Consider the following 19,168-nt stretch of genomic DNA (forward strand, 5'->3'; position numbering starts at 1 on the left):
AACTGAGACAGCAGGGCGACAGGACGACCGGTTGCCCCTTTTGCCTTGCCGGAGCGCCATGCGGTGCCGGCGATGTCCAGGTGAGCCCAGTTGTACTTGCGGGTAAAGCGGGACAGGAAGCATGCCGCGGTAATCGCACCGCCAGGACGGCCGCCAATGTTTGCCATATCGGCAAAGTTGGACTCCAGCTGCTCCTGGTACTCGTCGCCAATCGGCAGACGCCATGCGCGGTCACCCGCCTGCTCCGACGCGCTAATCAACTCGTGCGCCAGCGGGTTGTGGTTAGACATCAGGCCGGTGATGTGGTGGCCAAGGGCAATCACGCAGGCGCCGGTCAGGGTAGCGACGTCGATAACCACTTCCGGCTCGAAGCGCTCAACGTAGGTCAGCACGTCACACAGTACCAGACGGCCTTCGGCGTCGGTGTTCAGCACTTCAACGGTCTGACCGGACATAGTTGTCAATACGTCCCCCGGACGATAAGCGCGGCCACCCGGCATGTTTTCACAGCCTGCAAGCACGCCAATCACGTTCACCGGTAGGTTCAGCTCGGCAACCATGCGCATCACGCCGTAAACGGAAGCTGCACCGCACATGTCGTACTTCATCTCATCCATGCCTTCGGCAGGTTTGATGGAGATACCGCCGGAGTCGAAGGTCAGGCCTTTGCCGACCAGCACAATCGGACGAGCATCCGGGGCAGCATTGCCTTTATATTCAATCACCGACATCAGTGATTCGTTCTGCGAGCCTTCGCCTACCGCAAGGTAGGAGTGCATGCCCAGCTCTTTCATCTGCTGTTCACCAATCACGCGGGTGACCACGTTTTTGCTGAACGAGTCCGCCAGCTGGCGCGCCTGAGAGGCCAGGTAAGCGGCGTTACAGATGTTTGGCGGCATGTTGCCAAGATCCTTCGCGGCTTTGATACCGGAAGCAATCGCCAGACCGTGCTGAATAGCGCGCTCACCGCTGGTCAACTCACGGCGAGTTGGCACGTTGAACACCATTTTACGCAGCGGGCGGCGTGGTTCGGTTTTGTTGGTTTTCAGCTGATCGAAGCTGTACAGCGACTCTTTCGCCGTCTCAACCGCCTGGCGCACTTTCCAGTAGGTGTTGCGGCCTTTGACGTGCAGTTCGGTCAGGAAGCAAACGGCTTCCATCGAACCGGTGTCGTTAAGCGTATTGATTGTTTTCTGAATCACCTGCTTGTACTGGCGCTCATCGAGCTCACGCTCTTTGCCGCAGCCAATCAACAGAATGCGTTCAGACAGCACGTTTGGCACGTGGTGAAGCAACAAGGTTTGCCCCGGTTTTCCTTCCAGCTCACCACGACGTAGAAGCGCGCTGATGTAGCCATCGCTGATTTTATCGAGTTGTTCTGCGATCGGGGACAGGCGACGCGGTTCAAATACTCCCACAACGATGCAGGCACTACGCTGTTTCTCGGGGCTACCGCTTTTTACACTGAACTCCATGCACTACGCTCCTGAATCTTAAAGACAACGGCGGGGGCTACAGGCTAGAATTGCAAGCTTTCGTAACTCATTTCCGCTGTTGCGATGACTTCGTGTTAATCTTAACGAATGGATTTACGTTTTCTATTGTGTCTGAACATCGCCCCGTTATGCGCGTTCGCCGGGCTATCTAATCCTAGCGATGTTTTCGACGATTAAAGAGAATAAATGACGTATAAGCGATGAAACAAGCGATTTTCCTGCAAAAAGACACGTTTCCACAGGCGTATTTAATGTGATTATCATAAGATATCTGGTTCGGGAGACGCTTAAGAGCCAACTGGCGATCCTTTTTATCCTGCTGCTGATTTTCTTTGCTCAGAAGCTGGTAAGGATCCTCGGCGCTGCCGCTGATGGCGAAATCCCGACAAATCTGGTGCTTTCTTTGCTTGGATTAGGCGTGCCTGAAATGGCGCAGCTAATTCTTCCCTTAAGCCTTTTCCTCGGCTTACTCATGACGCTTGGGCGTTTGTATACCGAAAGCGAAATCACGGTAATGCATGCCTGTGGTCTGAGTAAAGCGGTACTGGTAAAAGCCGCGATGGTACTCGCACTCTTTACCGGTATTGTGGCAACCGTGAACGTGATGTGGCTTAGCCCATGGTCATCTCGTCACCAGGACGAAGTGCTGGCCGAGGCCAGAGCGAACCCGGGCATGGCCGCACTTGCCCAGGGGCAGTTCCAGATAGCAACCGACGGCAACGCGGTGCTGTTTATTGAAAGCGTGCAGGGCAAAGAGTTTAAAGATGTTTTTCTCGCCCAGGTGCGCCCGAAGGGCAGCACACGCCCTTCTGTTGTGGTCGCCGATTCTGGTCAGATCTTCCAGCGCCCGGACGGTTCTCAGGTAGTGAAGTTAAACACCGGTACCCGTTTTGAAGGGACATCTACGCTGCGCGACTTCCGCATTACTGATTTTAAAGATTACCAGGCCGTGGTGGGCCATCAGGCGGTGATGCTTGATCCGTCGGACACCAGCCAGATGAGCATGCGCGAACTTTGGAAGAACCCGGATCCAACGGCGCGCGCCGAACTTCACTGGCGCCTGACGCTTATTATGTCGGTGGTGATTATGGCCCTGATAGTCGTGCCGCTGAGCGTGGTGAACCCGCGCCAGGGGCGGGTGCTTTCCATGCTCCCGGCCATGCTGCTTTACCTGGTGTTCTTCCTGCTGCAAAGTTCTCTGCGCTCCAGCGGGGCAAAAGAAAGGCTGGATCCGATGATTTGGATGTGGGCGGTAAACCTGGCGTATCTGGCGCTGGCCGTCGTCCTGAACCTGTGGGATACGGTACCGATGCGTAAAGCGCGTGCCCGCTTTAGCTACAAAGGAGCGGTTTAAATGTTTGGTGTACTTGACCGTTACATCGGTAAAACCATCTTAAACACCATCATGATGACGCTGTTTATGCTGGTGTCGCTGTCGGGGATCATTAAGTTCGTTGACCAGTTAAAGAAAACGGGTCAGGGTGCCTATTCCGCGGCGGGGGCAGGGATGTATACCCTGCTCAGCGTACCAAAAGATATTCAGATCTTCTTCCCGATGGCCGCGTTATTAGGCGCGCTGCTGGGCCTGGGGATGCTGGCGCAGCGCAGCGAGCTGGTGGTGATGCAGGCTTCTGGCTATACCCGCATGCAAATTGCGTCATCGGTGATGAAAACGGCGATTCCGCTGGTTCTGCTGACCATGGCAATCGGCGAGTGGGTGGCTCCTCAGGGCGAGCAGATGGCGCGTAACTACCGCGCACAGATGCTGCTGGGCGGCTCTTTGCTTTCCACAACCAACTCTATTTGGGCGAAAGACGGCCACGACTTCGTTTATATCGATCACGTGAACAGCGACTCTGAAATTGCCGGCATCATGATTTATCACTTCAACGGTGAGCGCCGCCTGCTTTCAGTGCGCAATGCCGCGGCGGCTAAGTATGACGCCGAAAACAAAGTCTGGCGTCTGTCGCAGGTTGATGAGTCAAACCTTACCGATCCAAAACAGATTACCGGTTCGCAAACGGTGAGCGGTGAGTGGAAGACAAACCTGACGCCGGATAAGCTCGGTGTGGTGGCGCTGGACCCCGATTCACTGTCGATCAGCGGCCTGTACGACTACACGAAGTACCTGAAAACCAGTGGCCAGGACTCCCGGCGCTACCAGCTCAATATGTGGAGTAAGATCTTCGCGCCGGTTTCGGTGGCGGTCATGATGCTCATGGCGCTGTCGTTTATCTTCGGCCCGCTGCGTAGCGTACCGATGGGCGTGAGGGTGGTGACGGGGATAAGCTTCGGCTTTATTTTCTACGTGCTGGACCAGGTGTTTGGCCCACTAACGCTGGTTTACAACATTCCGCCGATTGTCGGCGCGTTGCTGCCTAGTATGACTTTCCTGCTGATAAGCCTCTGGATGCTGACGAAAAGAGCGGGATAAGTTTTACCCTCACCCTAATCCTCTCCCTAAAAGGGAGAGGATATCTCACAGATAATACTCTGCTTTCTTCTTGCCTCGAGCTACAGGCTTGCTGATGACTCGATGTTTCTTTTCCCCCTCTCCCTTTAGGAGAGGGCCGGGGTGAGGGAAATCAGTGAATAAACATCACCGACACACACAAAATCCCAATAATCAGCGTCAGCAGATTGGCCAGCGAACGCCACGGCTTAAGCGCAGGCACCAGATAAGTCGACAGGGTTGGCATAATAAACAGAATCAGCGCGATGAGCGGCCCGCTTATGGCGTAAATCATCGCCAGCGCATTCGGGTTGATGTAGCACACCACGAAGGTCAGCAGAGAAATCAGGGTAATAGAAAGCGCCCGGCAGAAAGCCCGGCTCCGGCTCATACCCGCCGCGCCCAGCGTGGACTTAACAATCGCCGTCGCCCCTTCAATCACGCCAAAATAGGTGCCGAGGAATGACTTGGACATCGCCACTATCGCGACGATAAAGCCTGAAATGCCCAGCCATGCCGGCGTGCCCGGCACCATCGACAGCGCGGACAGTATCGTCAGACCCTGAGTCTTCGCCGCCGTAATATCCTGAGCCGGAATAGACAGGAAGCAGCTAAAGACAAAGAACAACACGCTGCAGCAAATCACAAAATAGGCGACGCGCATGATTTTCTTGCTGTTATTCATCGCCCCGTCGCCATGGCTTTCGCGCTGTGCCACCGCAAAAGTAGAAATAATGGGCGTGTGGCTGAAGGCAAAGACCATCACCGGAATCGACATCCAGATCTCACCCAGCGCGTGGCGGTCAAGCACCAGGCCTTCGGTGAGCAGGGACGTCTGCCAGCTGCTGGTTAAATAGAGGGATAAAAACAGGAAGTAAGCAATCAGCGGGAACACCAGGAACCCCATCACTTTGATGGTGACCTGCCGCCCCATCAGGAAGATCAGGTTCAGCGCCGCAACGACGCCGAGGCTAACCAGCACTCTGATTGTGGTCGTAATCGGCCCGTGTTTGGCCAGCTGCTCGATCAACGAGTTGGTAATGGCGACGGCATAAATCAGGATCACCACAAAGAACGCGACGAAGTAGAGCCCGGTGATCAGGTTGCCGATGGTTTTGCCGTAGTAATGGGTCACGGCGCTGGTGATGCCGCCGCTGCCCGACGTTTTCGCCGACAGGATGAACTGGCAGAGCGCCCGGTGCGGCCAGTAGGTCAGCGGGTAGGCAATCAAGGCCGTAAGGAGGAGGACGATAGCCCCGGCGGAGCCGAGCTGAATGGGGAGAAAAAGGGTCCCTGCGCCAACGGCAGTACCATATAAGGCGAAACTCCACAAAGTTTCTTCTTTTGTCCAGAATTTGCGCATTATTTAATCTTTTCTTCTGACTGATTTCCAAAAACCGGCGTAATCTAGCACAAAACTGGCCTGGTGAGTCATGTGGCTGTTATTGCAGGTTTTATTACCGTCTCTCGGCGTAAGGCAGAAAAAGAAAAGTCCCCTCTCCCTTGAGGGAGAGGGTTAAGGTGAGGGGGGAATGACGGAAACTACCGCTTACGCCCTCCCATAATACTGCCCAGCACGCCGCGAATAATCTGGTTCGTCACCTGCCGCGCCGCACTCTTCGCCATCGTTTGCACTACGCCGTCGCGCTTGCCGCCTCGCGGCCCGGTGCTGCCAAACAGAATATCTTTTAGCCCGCCGAGGATCCCGTCGTCCACCGCCACGCTCTGGCCTTTGGCCGGCGGCGCATCCTGCTGTTCTCCTGCGGCCTGCACGCCTTTTTGCAGCATTTCGTAGGCCGATTCCCGGTCAATCACTTCGTCATACTTCCCGTACAGGGGGGAGTGATTCAGCAGGCCGTTACGCTCATCGTCCGTTACCGGCCCCATGCGCGAACAAGGGGCGATCACCATCGCCCGCTCGACCACCGTCGGGCTGCCTTTGGCGTCCAGGAAGGAGATCAGCGCCTCGCCGGTGCCCAGCTCCTGAATCGCTTTCTCAGTATCGAAAGCCGGATTCGCGCGCATGGTCTGCGCCGCCGCCTTGACCGCTTTCTGATCTTTTGGCGTAAAGGCGCGCAGGGCGTGCTGAACGCGGTTGCCGAGCTGGCCGAGCACAATGTCGGGCACATCGGAAGGGTTTTGTGTCACGAAGTACACGCCCACGCCTTTGGAGCGGATCAGGCGGATCACCTGCTCGATTTTATCCAACAGGACCTGCGGGGCATCGTTAAACAGCAGGTGGGCCTCGTCGAAGAAGAACACCAGCTTCGGCTTATCGAGATCGCCCGCCTCCGGCAGCTGCTCGTAAAGCTCCGACAGCATCCATAGCAGGCTGGCGGCGTACAGCTTCGGCATCTGGTAGAGCTTTTCCGCCGACAGAATGTTAATGATCCCTTTGCCGTTTGAATCGGTTCGCATCCAGTCTTTGATATCCAGCATCGGCTCGCCGAAGAAATACTCTGCGCCCTGCTGCTCAAGGGAAAGCAGCCCGCGCTGAATCGCGCCCACGGAAGCGCTGCTGATATTGCCGTACTGCGTCTGGAAGGATTTGGCGTTATCGCCGATGTACTGGGTTAAGGCGCGCAGATCTTTAAAGTCCAGCAGCAGCAGGCCCTGGTCGTCCGAGATACGGAAGATGATTTGCAGCACGCCGCTTTGCACGTCGTTCAGGTTCAGCAGGCGAGCTAAAAGCAAAGGCCCGAGGTCAGACACGGTGGCGCGAACCGGGTGACCTTTTTCCCCGAAGATGTCCCACAGCACCACCGGGTTACCGTGCGGCGACCAGTCCGTCACGCCGATATTGGCGAGCCTTGCGAGAAGCTTCTCCGACTCTGCGCCTTCTTCGGCCACGCCGGTTAGATCTCCCTTTACGTCGGCCATAAACACCGGTACGCCCGCCTCCGAGAATGACTCAGCCAGCTTCTGCAGCGTCACGGTTTTGCCCGTCCCGGTCGCACCGGTGATTAATCCGTGGCGGTTGGCCATGTTGGGCAGAATATGCAGTTCAGTCTCTTTGGTTCTGGCAATCAGCAGTGGTTCAGTCATCGGCGTTTCCCTGTGGCAACATTTGTCTAAAGCATAGCTTTCCGCACGAATTGAGCATCAGGATCTTCCCATGTTTACCCCCGGGGCCAGGCAAAGGGCTATGCTTTGCAGACCTCTTACACAATACAGGGAAAGCTATGTCCAGATTCTTTTATAACGATCGTAAGCAGCTGGTCAACGATGCCATCGAAGGCGTGATCGTCAGTTCCCGTTACCGCAACCTTGTGCGCCTGGATATCGATCCGGCTATACGCGTGGTCGCCCGCAGCGACTGGGACAAAAGCAACGTCGCGATTATCTCCGGCGGCGGCTCCGGGCACGAACCGGCGCACGTGGGCTTTGTCGGCAAAGGGATGCTGACCGCGGCGGTGTGCGGCGACCTGTTTGCCTCGCCGAGCGTGGACGCGGTGCTTAACGCGATTGTCGGGGTGACCGGCGACCGTGGCTGCCTGCTGATCGTCAAAAACTACACCGGCGACAGGCTGAACTTCGGCCTGGCCGCCGAGAAAGCCAAAAAGCACGGCCTGAAAGTTGAGATGGTGATCGTCGGCGACGATATTTCGCTGCCGGATAATAAGCAGCCGCGCGGCATCGCCGGTACCGCGCTGGTGCATAAAATTGCGGGCTATGCCGCAGAGCAGGGCAAATCGCTCAGCGACGTGCGGGACATCGCGCAAAAAGCCTGCGACAGCATTGCCAGCATGGGTGTGGCGATGCAAACCTGCAACCTGCCGGGCAGCGATGAAGAAGAAGGGCGCATCAAGGGCGGCCACGTCGAGCTTGGGCTGGGGATCCACGGTGAGCCGGGCGCCAGCACGGTGGAGACTCAAAATAGCAAAGAGGTGATTGCCACGCTGGTTAAGCACCTGCGCAAAGCGACAGGTAAAGAGAGCGACCTGGCTGTGTTGATCAACAACCTCGGCGGCGTCTCGTCGCTCGAGATGGCGCTACTGACCAAAGAGCTGATGCACTCGGATCTCGGCGCGCAAATCAAATACCTGATCGGCCCCGCGCCGCTGGTCAGCGCCCTCGATATGAAAGGTTTTTCGCTCTCCACCATTAAGCTGACCCCGGACTTTATACAGGCGCTGGAGTCAGACGTGGAAACCGCAGGCTGGCAGCCGATGGTGAAGTACCACAAGATGCCGGAGCAGAAACAGAGCGCCATCCGCGAAGATCGTGAAGTGAAGCCTTCCGCTAACGACGAAGTGAAAGCCCTGGTGGCGAGCGTGACCAAAACGCTTATCGAGCAGGAAAACCACCTCAACGCGCTGGACGCCAAAGTGGGCGACGGCGATACCGGCTCAACCTTTGCCGAAGGCGCGCGGGACATTGCGAACCTGAACGACAAAGGCAAGCTGCCGCTGAACGACGCCGCCGCGCTGCTGGGGCTGGTGGGCGAGCGGCTGGCAACCGTAATGGGCGGCTCCAGTGGCGTGCTGATGTCTATCTTCTTCACCGCCGCCGGGCAAAAAGTGGGCGAGAAGCAGCCGCTGGCCGAGTCCCTGCTGTTTGGCCTGGCGCAGATGAAGCGCTACGGCGGCGCGGACCTGGGCGACAGAACGCTTATCGACGCTCTTGAACCGGCGCTGGAGGCGCTGAGAGATAAAGATCTGAAGGCCGCCGCGAAGGCAGCAGAGAAGGGCGCGGACGACACGGCGAAGATGCAAAAGGCCAACGCCGGGCGTTCGTCCTACGTGAACAGCGGCAACCTCGAAGGAGTGAAAGACCCCGGAGCCGTTGCCGTGGCGGCGGTATTTGCCGACCTGGTTAAATAACTGAAAAGGCTCCCGGTTGGGAGCCTCTCAGACTGATGACAAACCTCTGGTGATAGAAGAAATACCAGACGGCTCGTAAAAGAAACAGGAAAATCAATTCATTGATTTTCGGCTGATAACCACAAAGAGGGAAAAACCACGCTTTTTCCCTCTTTGTCAGCAACTTCAAAGGCTCCCGGTTGGGAGCCTTTCTTACATCAGAAATCTGACTTCAGCACCACGCGGTAGCGGGCTTTGCCGTCGCGCACGTGCTGGATAGCCTCGTTGATTTTCGACATTGGGTACAGCTCGATTTGCGGCTGAACCTTCGCCCGGGCTGCCAGCTTCATCAGGGAGCGCAGTTCGTGCGGGGAGCCGGTTGCCGACCCGGAGATGCTGCGGTCCCCGGCAATCAGAGTGAAGGCCGGTACCTCGAACGGCTTCATCACCGCGCCAACCGTGTGGAAGTTGCCGCCGTAGGCCAGCGCCTTGAAGTACGGCATCCAGTCCAGATCGACATTGACGGTATTAATGATCAGATCGAACTGGCCCGCCAGCGCGGTTAACGCTTCCGGATCGCGGCTGTTGACCACTTTATCGGCGCCCATCGCCAGTACTTCTTCTTTTTTGGACGGGTTAGAACTGAATGCCGTCACCTCGCAGCCCATGGCGTGCAGCAGCTTGATGGCGATATGCCCGAGGCCGCCGATGCCGATCACGCCCACGCGGCTGGTGGCGGTGATGTGGTGCATCAGCAGCGGTTTAAACACCGTAATGCCGCCGCACAGCAGCGGCCCTGCGGACTCGATATCGATGGACTCCGGCAGCGGGATCGCCCATTGCCAGTCCACGCGAATTTTATCGGCGAAGCCGCCGCGGTTCACGATGGTCGGCACGCTGCCTTCTTGGCAGTTGATCTGGCTGCCGCTGATACACGCATCGCAGTGGCCGCAGCTTCTCGCCGTCCAGCCAATGCCCACGCGTTGACCAACTTTCAGCCCTTTACTCTGTGCCGCCGAGCCCAGCGCATGCACGCGGCCAATCACCTCATGCCCGGCGACCAGCGGATACTGCGAGAACCCCCATTCGTTGTCGATCATCGACAGATCCGAATGGCAGATACCGCAGTATTCGACCTTAACTTCGACATCTTCCGGCAGCAGATCGCCCGCGTCGAAATCCTGAAGCTCCAGCTCCGCACCGGCCTTTGGCGCGGCATAACTTTTGATGACAGACATTCGCTCTTCCTCTGTGTTGGCTCTGCAACCAGTTTAGAACATTGCGCGAGACTGGAACCTGGTGGAATGTGCCTCAGGGAATTAAATGAATGGGAAACCCCTCTTCGCCGGGGGCGATATCTTCGCGCAGCGTGAGTTCGGGGATGGTGTAAGCGCCGCTGTTTTGCCGGTGCCACTGAATCGGTTGCGTTTGTTCGATGACGTCCAGACGTTTGCCCAGCTCATCGCAGAGCTGTCGATATTTTGGCTCGTCCACGCGGCCGGTGCGGTAGACCACAAACGGCGGCAGAACGTCAAAGCCTGGATACCACAAAATGCCGTGCTGGATTGGGAACAGGAGATCGTCTATCGGGCCGTTTACGCCGCGTGGGGCATAGTGTGATGCCCAACCTCCCGTAGTGACGATAATCATAGCCCGCTTGCCCGCCATTCTCCCTTCGCCGTATCGGTCGCCCCAATGGGAGTCAGAATGCTCGCCTACGCCGTAGGCGAACCCGCAGGCGTACACCCGGTCAATCCACCCCTTCATGATGGCGGGCATGGAGAACCACCACAGCGGAAACTGCAAAATCAGCATGTCGGCGCGGTCTAGCTTCTGCTGCTCGGCAGCGATGTCCGCGCTTTGCAGCCCGTTGCTGAAGGCGTAAAGCGAGGCAGAAGAGGGATCGAAACGGACCTGCTTGTCGTCATCTGCGCCGTCGTGCTTATCCAGCGCTGCTTTCCAGTTCATGGCGTAAAGATCGGAAACTTCCACCGTGTGGCCCGCCAGGGTGAGGTGGCTGACGGTAAAATCCTTCAGCGAGCCGTTAAGTGACTTCGGCTCCGGGTGGGCATAAACAAGAAGAATATTCATGGCTGCTCCTGCAGAATAATTGTTAGCAGCAGGGTAGGCCGACAGCGGGTATAGTTAAAATTAATAGATAATATACCAGGTATTAAAATGAATAATCTCCGAAGAATCGACCTCAACCTGCTGGTGACCCTGGACGCGCTGCTTGAAGAGCAGAACGTTACCCGCACCGCCGAGCGGCTGCATTTTTCGCAGCCGTCGATAAGCGTGCATCTCGGTAAACTCCGCGAGATTTTTGACGATCCACTTTTACTGCCTGGCCCGCGCGGCATGCAGCCCACGGTGCGGGCTGCAGCACTACGTGGCCCCCTGCGGCAGGCGCTGGCGGCGCTGGAGCTGGCCGTCGTACCTCAGCCGGACTTTAACCCACAGCAGGATGCCCACACCTGGCGCGTAGCAGCCTCGGACTACAGTGAGTCGGCAATTTTAATGCCGCTGATGGCAGCGCTGCGCCGTCTGGCACCCGCGACTCGCATGGCGGTCGTGGAGCACACTCCGCATCGGCTGATGCAGCAAACCGGGCAGGAGGGTATTGAACTGGTGTTTCATACCAGTGATGAAGGCGTACAGGGGCTTCGGCGACAGGTTCTGTTTACCGAACGCTACGTATTGGCGGGAAGAGCAGGCCACCCCCAACTGCATCAGCCGCTTACCCCGGAACAGTTTTGCGACCTGGAGCAGATTATCGTCTCACCGAACGGCGGAGGCTTTGAAGGCATCACTGATGAGATTCTGGCTGCCCGCGGACTGAGCCGAAAAGTGGTGCTTTCCGTCCCTCATTTTCTGTTTATGAAAGCAGTACTGGAAAGTAGCGACCTCGTGGCCATGCTGCCCGCCCGGCTTGCCAGGGCGAATCCGCTGCTGACCCTTTTACCGCCGCCCGTCGACCTGCCCGAGTTTGAGATGTACATGTTCTGGCCCGAGCGCGTTCACCGCGACCCGGCCCACCGCTGGCTGCGGGCGTTTATTAAGGAGCGTGTTTCAGGGTTTGCGTAGTAGAACGTTAAGCCATCGCTCGTTTCGCTCAGGGCGAACATCGCGGGTGAGCCATTGCTCTGCGATCTCCAGATCGGGCAGATCCTTTAATAAGGCAGTTAACCTTGCCTCGTTAATATCGGTAAAATTGCGGCCATCTTTCTCGCGCTCGCTATCGCCATACTTGAACGAGAAGTACCAGATGCCACCGGGTTTTAAGGCCGCCGCCAGCTTCTGCATTACGCCGGGTAGCTCCGCAAAAGGCACATGTAGCAGCGAGGCGCAGCACCATATGCCATCGTATTCTTCACTGGCATCTACATCAGCAAAAGTCATTTTCTTCACCGGCAGGCCGCTATGCTCCTGTGCCAGCGCCACCAGTTCAGAAGAAGCGTCGAAGGCATCGACCTGGTAGCCCATCTGCGTGAAGGCCAGTGCGTCCCGCCCGGAGCCGCAGCCTGCATCCAGCACTTTTGCGTGGGCCGGCATGCGGCTGGTAAACGCCTCATACAGCGAGGACATATCCACGTTCACCGTGCCGTCGAAGAAGGTTTGGGCGTGGATCTGGTAATAATTGGAGTTCATCAGAGAATCAGTTCCTTCTGCACAGGCGGTTGCCAGGTTTGCAGGCGGCAGGCATGTGCCTCATTCCACCTGTCGTTTAAAAATGCTCTGCGTTTCGCCTCATTATTGCCCGTCTGGTTGATGATTGCCTCATGCAGCGGCAGGCGGCTGTTAATGAAGTATTCATTGCGGGCGTGGAGCCGGTAAAGCAGATCGATGTGTGGCACTCTGGCAAACTTACCTTGTTCACCCCGGTTGCAGCTCTGGCAGGCCAGAACAAGGTTCCAGACGCCGTTGAGGTTAGTCCCCGGCATGCCATGCTGAGCAACCAGCGGTAGAAAGTGATCGACATCCGCCAGCAGCGGGTGACCGGTTTCGAGGCTGATAGGGGCGTGGCAGTAGAAGCAATGGCCTTTCTGATAGCCGTTCAGGCTGTTACGGCAGCTGGTTAGCGTGATGCGGCTGTTGGCTAGCTGGGTAAATAGCGTTTCCTGCTGCGGATCGAAATGCACGTCCAGCAGTTGTGCAGGCAGGTTCATCTCCCAGGCTTTCTCGACCAGGCGCCAGCGGGCATCGGTTTCATGAATCAGGCTGTGAAACTGCGGTGCCTCCGTCAGCCGGTAAAAATCATCCGTCAGGCGGATGCCCTGGCTGCTCCGTACCTCGTTGATAAAAAACTGCTTATCAATTTGGCTGCCGCTGACGTTATGGAAGGCGTCCAGTACCACCTTAAAGCCGTGTTTTACCGTCGCCTGAATCAGTTGGCTATACGAAATCTCACCGTTGTTGTACTGCACGGCTGCGGTTAAAAATGGCCCCTGTTTGCTCATATTGAGCGTCTGCTTTGGCGCTAGCTTCAGATGCTCGCAGATATGTTTGCTGAACGGCACAGCTAAATCTTCCAGCATCACCAGCGTGTTATTGCGCTCGACGTCGTACAGCGCATGCGCCAGCGCAAACTTGTAGGTGGCGAAGTTGTTCCCAAATAGGATCACGCCCCGCCAGTAGTTTTCCAGCGCAGGATCGACCTGGTAAAAACGCATACGTTTTCCTGGTTACGGTTTGCTAGTGCAAAGGGAGGTGGGTACGAGAACCCGTAACTGGATCACATAACAAATGAAAGATGATGTAAACCGTAGAGCGATAGATTTGCTGAATGTGTGAGGTGGAGGAGGGCTTATCAGACGTGCAGGTCAGAACAAAGGGGAACGATGAAAAATTCAGCACTTAACGCCACTTACGTACAGCGCCGCTTGCAAGGCCGCCAGCGACAGGTATAATCCACAACGTTTCCGCATACCCCTTCAGTGCCGAAGTGGCGAAATCGGTAGACGCAGTTGATTCAAAATCAACCGTAGAAATACGTGCCGGTTCGAGTCCGGCCTTCGGCACCAAAAGATGTGAAAGAAGTCGCTTAAAGCGGCTTTTTTTTGTCTATAATCTTACAACCCACTAAAAATATGAGTTTTTGTCATAACGTTCAATTTTTATTGTAATATATTAATAATTGTGCTGGTATGTCCAGCAGCGACTTTTAGTACGTTTATGAAGAATGATTTTTAATATTTATTACAAAAATTATCATTTTGCTTTGCTGTAAATGAAAGGATTATAATGAAAAGCTTTTTCTCGACTAAAAATGGAAGGTTATATCTTGGTGATTCATTATCTTTACTAAAAACAAAACAATTTAGAAAGCTTAAAGGTAAAGTTAATTTAATTATTACATCACCTCCTTTTCCACTTATAAATAAAAAGCAATATGGAAATGAAGTTGGAGAAGATTATAGAAAATGGTTTTCACAATTGGGGCCTATTTTCAATGAGTTATTAGCAGAAAATGGCTCTATTGTTATAGAAATCGGAAATGCATGGGAACCAGGGCGCCCAGTACAGTCAACATTACATCTTGAGTGTCTTTTGGCTTTAGCTAATGAGAAAAAAACAGGGTTAAGATTAATTCAAGAATTCATATGCTATAACCCCAGTCGATTACCTTCTCCAGCACAATGGGTTACAGTTAATCGATTAAGAGCCGTTGATAGTTATACTCATATTTGGTGGCTTGCTAAAAATGATTATCCAAAAGCCGATAATTCAAAAGTTCTTAGACCATATAGTAAGAGCATGCGTAAGCTACTTGAAACACAAAACTACAATGCTGGGATTCGACCATCAGAACATAACATAAGCCCAACAGGATTTTTAAAAGATCATGGGGGAAGTATCGCTCATAACTTCTTTGAATTAGAACCATTAGAAGAGAAAAGAATCGTTCGTCTCCCTCATAATGTTTTATCATTCTCTAATTCATCATCAAATGATTTATTTACAAGAAACTGCAAAGAGGCAGGGATAACACCACATCCAGCACGGATGCATAAAGGTATAGTTGACTTTTTCATAGACTTTTTAACCGACGAACAGGATTTAGTTCTGGATCCTTTTGGTGGTAGCAATACAACGGGCTTCAGTGCAAACTGTAAATCTAGAAAGTGGCTATCGTTTGAAATTAATGAAAAATATGCTGCGCAATCAGCGATTAGATTTAAAAGTAAATAACAGGTGAATATATGGATATTATAAGCAATGCATTAAAAACTGATTTGTTAAAATCAGGAAAAAGTCCAAAATGCTTTATTGGTCGTCCTTTCTATCTTTCTTATGACACAGCTAAAATTTTAGTATGCGATGCCTGGAAATCACAAGTTGGTGGCATCCCAGCTGGAGCATTTTTATTAGCCTTTTATGATGGTGAAAAAGATGTTCGTGAAGCAGTTCTATTGAGAGCAATTAAACAGACGCCGTTACCAACCGACAATGATATGATATCCTCGATGATAGAATATTATAAAGACAATATGGATATATCTGGAAGGGCTGGTGGCAATAAAAATAGTCAACTGGATGAATTTACTCGATATGAATTCAGTTTTTCTGGATTAGAGTGTCGTGTCTTAGGTGTATTTTATAGTATAAACTCAAATGCTATTGAGTTTGGGGCCGATCTTGAAAACTTTTATGCTGCTAATAATTATAGTGTCTACAAAGCCACTGATGAAGTTCTAGAATATATTGCAAATCAAAGAGATGATAATTCACTTGCGGGTAAGCTTAGTGAATTCAAAATAGGGCACGTAAGATATTCTTCCACTAAAAGGCAAGCTGCAGATGAGCCAAAAGCCAACGTATTTATTGATTCAAAAGATCTTCTCGGGAAGCGTACTGCGCTTTTCGGGATGACAAGGACAGGTAAATCTAATACTGTAAAAAAACTCATTGAAGCAACCCAAAAAATTTCCGAAGGAGCAAGAAGTAAGACTCATCATAGTCACGATAGACTTTTCGATGATTCTGGTTTTCCTATCAAATCTGTAGGACAAATAATATTCGATGTTAATGGTGAATATGCCAATGCAAATAAGCAAGATGAAGGAACTGCAATATTTGAAATTTTCAAGAATGATGTTGTAAGGTATAGTGTTCTTGAAAAAGGTGATGATATTAAAGTTATGAAGGTAAATTTCTTTACAGAAATTATTACTGGATTTGATTTAATAAAATCATATTTTGCGAATAGTAATATTACTGGGGATTATGTTGCAAACTTTACATCGGTGTCTTTAGAGCAATCAGAAGAAGCTAAAGAAAATCCACATAGTTCTGAAGCCACTCGCTTAAATAGAAATAGAGCTGCATATTTATGTTGTTTGCATCGTGCCGGTTTTTTAGCCCAGAAAAATTTCAAAGTTAATTTTAAAGGGCATAGTGAGATCAACAGCTCGGCATTACCGAATGTTGTTGGAGGTAAAAATGGCATGTTGAGTTTGAGTTTAGATGAAGCAGCTCAATGGTTTACATGGGTTTGGGAGAATTATGATTCAGAATTCTTTAAATCCTATAAAATAGAAAAGAGTAAGGAATGGGCTGATGCAGATTTACAGGCATTATTAGCTTTTTTAACTAGGTACAAAAATCCAGGTAAAAAAAATGAAGTATCAGGATGGAAGAAGTTAAAGGTTACTGAACTTCTTCAACTTCATACAAATAAGACTACTGAATCATTTGAAATTGAAATTCCAAAGTATTTAAGTGATGGTAAAATTGTGATAGTGGATTTATCTCAGGGGTCACCGGTGGTTCAATCACTGTTTTCTGAGAGAATTTGCAAAGAGATTTTCAGAAACTCAATGAGCAATTTTATAAGTAATGTAAATAATAATTTTATACAATTTTACTTCGAGGAGGCTCATAATCTCTTTCCTAAAAAAGATGATAAAGATTTGAGTCAAATTTATAATAGAATAGCAAAAGAAGGTGCTAAATTAAACTTAGGAATGATTTATGCCACTCAAGAAGTCAGTTCAATTAGTTCTAATATATTGAAAAATACTCAAAACTGGTTTATTGCACATTTAAATAACTCAGATGAAACCAAAGAACTTGAAAAATATTATGACTTTAGTGATTTCACCGATTCGTTGACGCGTTTTTCGGCTACGGGTGATAAAGGTTTCGTAAGAATGAAAACGTACACTAATCCTTTTATTGTTCCTGTCCAAATTGATAAATTTTTAGCTAAGTGAGTATTGCCATGAGCTATTCATCCAGCAAAAACAGGCCCTTTGAATGGGCCTCCAAATCACAACATACTCATATTATAAAAGATAGTACTGTAATTGAGATACTCAAACGTTGTAAATTTCCATCGAACCAAGAAGATTCAATCGACGACATCAAAAAAAATATAATTGATCTCAAGACAGGAAATTTTTCAGATATACAGCAGATTGTAACAATTGATGGCGGTTATACTGAGGTTGAAGTTAGGAAAGGTTATCCTTCCTCAAGAGTTTCTTTTTTCCAGTTTGGTGCGTTACTTTTTAGTTTGTCTGATCTTTTAAATATATCTCAAAAAGCATTCATTCATCCTGAAGATATGCAAAAGTTTAATCAGTTATCAAGGATTAAACTTGCAATTCCTATGAAGGGAATAAGCATAGATGGAGATACTTTAAAAAACTCTATCAGAAATACTTTGATTGAGTTTTTCAATACCAGTATAGAAACTAGTACTTTTATGAGTACATTAAAATGGTTTCTTTTTCACGAGTATAGAAGAAATATAAAACAAGAGATAAAACTTAGTTCTTCACCATTTGATGATGATATTAATAAAGACATTGCTATTAAATATGATGATATCGATGATAAAGGTTTTTTTAATTCAAATGGTCGAATATACTCTTTAGTGGATGTTTTTAGATTTCATGAGGTGATAGATAATGAACAAGGTTCTTCAGGCATTTTAGGTTATCTAACAAATCTTATTAAGCATATTATATTACTTCACTGCCTAAAAACGCTATCATTTTCTAAGCCACATAAAATTAAAGAATTCATGTTCATTAAAGATGGTCCATTAGGATTTTTTGGACAAACTGCTGGATTGCATAAAGATATGAGGGAATTATGCAACTTCTTTATAGATAAATATGATTTCAAAATTGCTGGGGTTGAAAAGTCTGGCTCATTCGTTGAGCATGCTACCGAAATATCAAAAGGTGATAACCCACCACTGAAGCCCGGGAATGTTCTACTGCTTAGCAATAATTATATTTATAAGCATATCTTGCCAGGCCCTAATGATCCACATTTGTTAGAAAAAATACCTGTATATGCTCATACTTCCTATTATAGTGGGAAGATTATATTCAGAAACGAGTCCGGGAATGTTTATGTAATAACCATTCCTATTGATGATTATGAAAAAATAAGGATTCCAAAAGAAGAACATTATAGAAACTTACATAGTATTCTCAACGTACTCACGAGATTAAAATGTGATATGTATAATAATTCATTAATTCCAATTGCGTTAGTTAACAAACTAGTATCTATTGCTAATCATCCAAGCTCAAGAGTTCTTGAAAAATTCGCTAATTCACACATTGAGTAAATATGCCCAATCCTCTCTTAACTTATGTTAAGAGAGGATCAGGTATGTTATTTAAATAAATCACAGTTAATTTATTTTTGAATGCTTCCCTTCTATGCCATCTCACAACATTCTTTTGGATAATCCCCTTTCAGTACTGGTAGCCCGATTGTAAGTATCCACCAAAATGGCCCATTCATTTTTAGAGATCTTCCGACATGCTGATTATGTCCCTGAGGAGATCGCCATGCGTAGAGCCTGATTCTCCGTGCATCAGATCATCATCGTTCTGAAGTCCGTACAGTTAAGGATCTCTGCCACGCAGCAGTTATATCCGAAGACAGCTATTACAACTGGAAAGAAGTTATTCCGGTGTCCTTATTTTGTAATCCACCATATGTTTACATTTCTACGAAAAGAGTACGCTTATCTGATGCGTTTTGCCCGATCAACAATCTCCCCATCTTCTCCAACATACCGCTCGGGCCATATCTCACTCGGGTGAACCTCTAGCGCCTTAGCAATCAAAAACTCACCTTTCGGCCACGGGCGCGTTAACGCATTTGCCAGCGTTGAAGAAGCCAGGCCACATTCTCGTGAAAGTGCCGCCAACGATGTTCCTTTCTTGCGTAAACCGGCGATGATATCCGCCGGATGCCAACCTTTAGTCATGATTCCCTCTTGACTGTTACCTGTAAGTGGATGTGCTACAAATGAGTTATGCTCATTTCTGGTGTACGGGGATTTGAAGAGGGTGGCGTATCCTGCTGATTGATTTCGTGACAGATTTCAACAACAGAGAGGTGATACGCCATGAGTAAGTCTATCCTGAAGGCTCTGCCTGAGCCAGATA

15 protein-coding genes and 1 tRNA gene are annotated in these 19,168 nt (G+C 50.5%); 8 read left to right on the forward strand and 8 right to left on the reverse strand.

The genetic code is table 11. The annotated features are described in order from the left end of the window. Window positions 1-1,475 (reverse strand): leucyl aminopeptidase (pepA, locus tag VGM55_RS26960; RefSeq protein ID WP_331637289.1); only part of this gene is annotated, 1,475 nt, incomplete at its 3' end. Window positions 1,476-1,749: 274 nt separating this feature from the next. On the opposite strand from pepA, the gene lptF reads away from it, so the two are divergent. Together lptF and lptG are read left to right on the forward strand one after the other, a co-directional pair. Further along, entirely contained in the window at window positions 1,750-2,850 is a 1,101-nt protein-coding gene (gene lptF, locus VGM55_RS26965) for an LPS export ABC transporter permease LptF (RefSeq protein ID WP_331637290.1), read from the forward strand. Continuing rightward, a complete protein-coding gene (gene lptG, locus VGM55_RS26970) occupies window positions 2,851-3,930 on the forward strand; it encodes an LPS export ABC transporter permease LptG (protein WP_154188438.1) in 1,080 nt (359 codons plus the stop codon). It begins immediately after the preceding gene. A 151-nt stretch (window positions 3,931-4,081) separates the two neighbouring features. Here lptG and VGM55_RS26975 read toward each other — a convergent pair whose 3' ends face one another. Both VGM55_RS26975 and VGM55_RS26980 read right to left on the reverse strand, forming a co-directional pair. Then, entirely contained in the window at window positions 4,082-5,311 is a 1,230-nt protein-coding gene (locus VGM55_RS26975; protein ID WP_154188439.1) for an amino acid permease, read from the reverse strand. 179 nt (window positions 5,312-5,490) lie between these two features. Further along, window positions 5,491-6,993 carry a helicase HerA-like C-terminal domain-containing protein gene (locus VGM55_RS26980; protein ID WP_331637291.1) on the reverse strand — a complete coding sequence of 501 codons (1,503 nt, stop codon included), beginning with the start codon at window positions 6,991-6,993 and terminating at the stop codon, window positions 5,491-5,493. Window positions 6,994-7,130: 137 nt separating this feature from the next. On the opposite strand from VGM55_RS26980, the gene VGM55_RS26985 reads away from it, so the two are divergent. After that, window positions 7,131-8,771, forward strand: coding sequence for a dihydroxyacetone kinase subunit DhaK (locus VGM55_RS26985; protein ID WP_331637292.1), 1,641 nt, complete (start codon window positions 7,131-7,133; stop codon window positions 8,769-8,771). A gap of 197 nt (window positions 8,772-8,968) precedes the next feature. On the opposite strand, the gene ahr is transcribed toward VGM55_RS26985, so the two are convergent. Then, on the reverse strand, window positions 8,969-9,988 hold the full coding sequence (ahr, locus tag VGM55_RS26990) for an NADPH-dependent aldehyde reductase Ahr (protein WP_331637293.1): 1,020 nt from the start codon (window positions 9,986-9,988) through the stop codon (window positions 8,969-8,971). A gap of 73 nt (window positions 9,989-10,061) precedes the next feature. Further along, a complete protein-coding gene (locus tag VGM55_RS26995) occupies window positions 10,062-10,841 on the reverse strand; it encodes an NAD(P)H-dependent oxidoreductase (protein WP_154188443.1) in 780 nt (259 codons plus the stop codon). An 87-nt stretch (window positions 10,842-10,928) separates the two neighbouring features. Between VGM55_RS26995 and VGM55_RS27000 the strand changes: the two genes are divergently transcribed. Beyond that, window positions 10,929-11,834 (forward strand): LysR substrate-binding domain-containing protein, encoded by a 906-nt coding sequence (locus tag VGM55_RS27000; protein WP_154188444.1) that lies wholly within the window; start codon window positions 10,929-10,931, stop codon window positions 11,832-11,834. On the opposite strand, the gene VGM55_RS27005 is transcribed toward VGM55_RS27000, so the two are convergent. Both VGM55_RS27005 and VGM55_RS27010 read right to left on the reverse strand, forming a co-directional pair. Then, entirely contained in the window at window positions 11,820-12,398 is a 579-nt protein-coding gene (locus tag VGM55_RS27005) for a class I SAM-dependent methyltransferase (protein WP_331637294.1), read from the reverse strand. The genes VGM55_RS27000 and VGM55_RS27005 overlap by 15 nt on opposite strands. Then, window positions 12,398-13,420, reverse strand: a complete 1,023-nt coding sequence (locus tag VGM55_RS27010) for an HNH endonuclease (protein ID WP_331637295.1) — start codon at window positions 13,418-13,420, stop codon at window positions 12,398-12,400. The genes VGM55_RS27005 and VGM55_RS27010 overlap by 1 nt, the downstream gene beginning before the upstream one ends. Window positions 13,421-13,686: 266 nt before the next feature. Here VGM55_RS27010 and VGM55_RS27015 point away from each other — a divergent pair. The 4 genes from VGM55_RS27015 to VGM55_RS27030 all read left to right on the forward strand — a co-directional run bounded on the left by VGM55_RS27015 (window position 13,687) and on the right by VGM55_RS27030 (window position 18,336). Further along, window positions 13,687-13,771, forward strand: a tRNA-Leu gene (locus VGM55_RS27015). Window positions 13,772-13,991: 220 nt separating this feature from the next. Next, window positions 13,992-14,939, forward strand: a complete 948-nt coding sequence (locus VGM55_RS27020) for a site-specific DNA-methyltransferase (RefSeq protein ID WP_331637296.1) — start codon at window positions 13,992-13,994, stop codon at window positions 14,937-14,939. Window positions 14,940-14,950: 11 nt separating this feature from the next. Beyond that, window positions 14,951-16,963: an ATP-binding protein gene (locus VGM55_RS27025; protein ID WP_331637297.1), complete on the forward strand. Its 2,013-nt coding sequence runs from the start codon at window positions 14,951-14,953 to the stop codon at window positions 16,961-16,963. Between the two features lie 8 nt (window positions 16,964-16,971). Next, a complete protein-coding gene (locus tag VGM55_RS27030) occupies window positions 16,972-18,336 on the forward strand; it encodes a hypothetical protein (protein ID WP_331637298.1) in 1,365 nt (454 codons plus the stop codon). A 405-nt stretch (window positions 18,337-18,741) separates the two neighbouring features. Here the strand turns inward: VGM55_RS27030 and VGM55_RS27035 are convergent, their stop codons facing one another. Continuing rightward, complete coding sequence (locus VGM55_RS27035; protein WP_331637299.1) at window positions 18,742-18,987, reverse strand: helix-turn-helix transcriptional regulator; 246 nt, start codon at window positions 18,985-18,987, stop codon at window positions 18,742-18,744. Window positions 18,988-19,168 lie beyond the last annotated feature (181 nt).

It is taken from the genome of Cedecea sp. (genome assembly GCF_036500665.1).
In the GTDB taxonomy this organism is placed as follows: Bacteria; Pseudomonadota; Gammaproteobacteria; order Enterobacterales; family Enterobacteriaceae; genus Cedecea.

Excerpts from the sequence above, each read along its gene's own strand:
- VGM55_RS27025 (WP_331637297.1), top strand. The coding sequence starts at position 14,951 with ATGGATATTATAAGCAATGCATTAAAAACTGATTTGTTAAAATCAGGA.
- VGM55_RS27010 (WP_331637295.1), bottom strand. The coding sequence starts at position 13,420 with ATGCGTTTTTACCAGGTCGATCCTGCGCTGGAAAACTACTGGCGGGGC.
- VGM55_RS27000 (WP_154188444.1), top strand. The coding sequence starts at position 10,929 with ATGAATAATCTCCGAAGAATCGACCTCAACCTGCTGGTGACCCTGGAC.
- VGM55_RS26980 (WP_331637291.1), bottom strand. The coding sequence starts at position 6,993 with ATGACTGAACCACTGCTGATTGCCAGAACCAAAGAGACTGAACTGCAT.
- VGM55_RS26985 (WP_331637292.1), top strand. The coding sequence starts at position 7,131 with ATGTCCAGATTCTTTTATAACGATCGTAAGCAGCTGGTCAACGATGCC.
- VGM55_RS26995 (WP_154188443.1), bottom strand. The coding sequence starts at position 10,841 with ATGAATATTCTTCTTGTTTATGCCCACCCGGAGCCGAAGTCACTTAAC.
- VGM55_RS27005 (WP_331637294.1), bottom strand. The coding sequence starts at position 12,398 with ATGAACTCCAATTATTACCAGATCCACGCCCAAACCTTCTTCGACGGC.
- VGM55_RS26975 (WP_154188439.1), bottom strand. The coding sequence starts at position 5,311 with ATGCGCAAATTCTGGACAAAAGAAGAAACTTTGTGGAGTTTCGCCTTA.
- VGM55_RS27030 (WP_331637298.1), top strand. The coding sequence starts at position 16,972 with ATGAGCTATTCATCCAGCAAAAACAGGCCCTTTGAATGGGCCTCCAAA.
- VGM55_RS27035 (WP_331637299.1), bottom strand. The coding sequence starts at position 18,987 with ATGACTAAAGGTTGGCATCCGGCGGATATCATCGCCGGTTTACGCAAG.
- VGM55_RS27020 (WP_331637296.1), top strand. The coding sequence starts at position 13,992 with ATGAAAAGCTTTTTCTCGACTAAAAATGGAAGGTTATATCTTGGTGAT.
- lptG (WP_154188438.1), top strand. The coding sequence starts at position 2,851 with ATGTTTGGTGTACTTGACCGTTACATCGGTAAAACCATCTTAAACACC.
- ahr (WP_331637293.1), bottom strand. The coding sequence starts at position 9,988 with ATGTCTGTCATCAAAAGTTATGCCGCGCCAAAGGCCGGTGCGGAGCTG.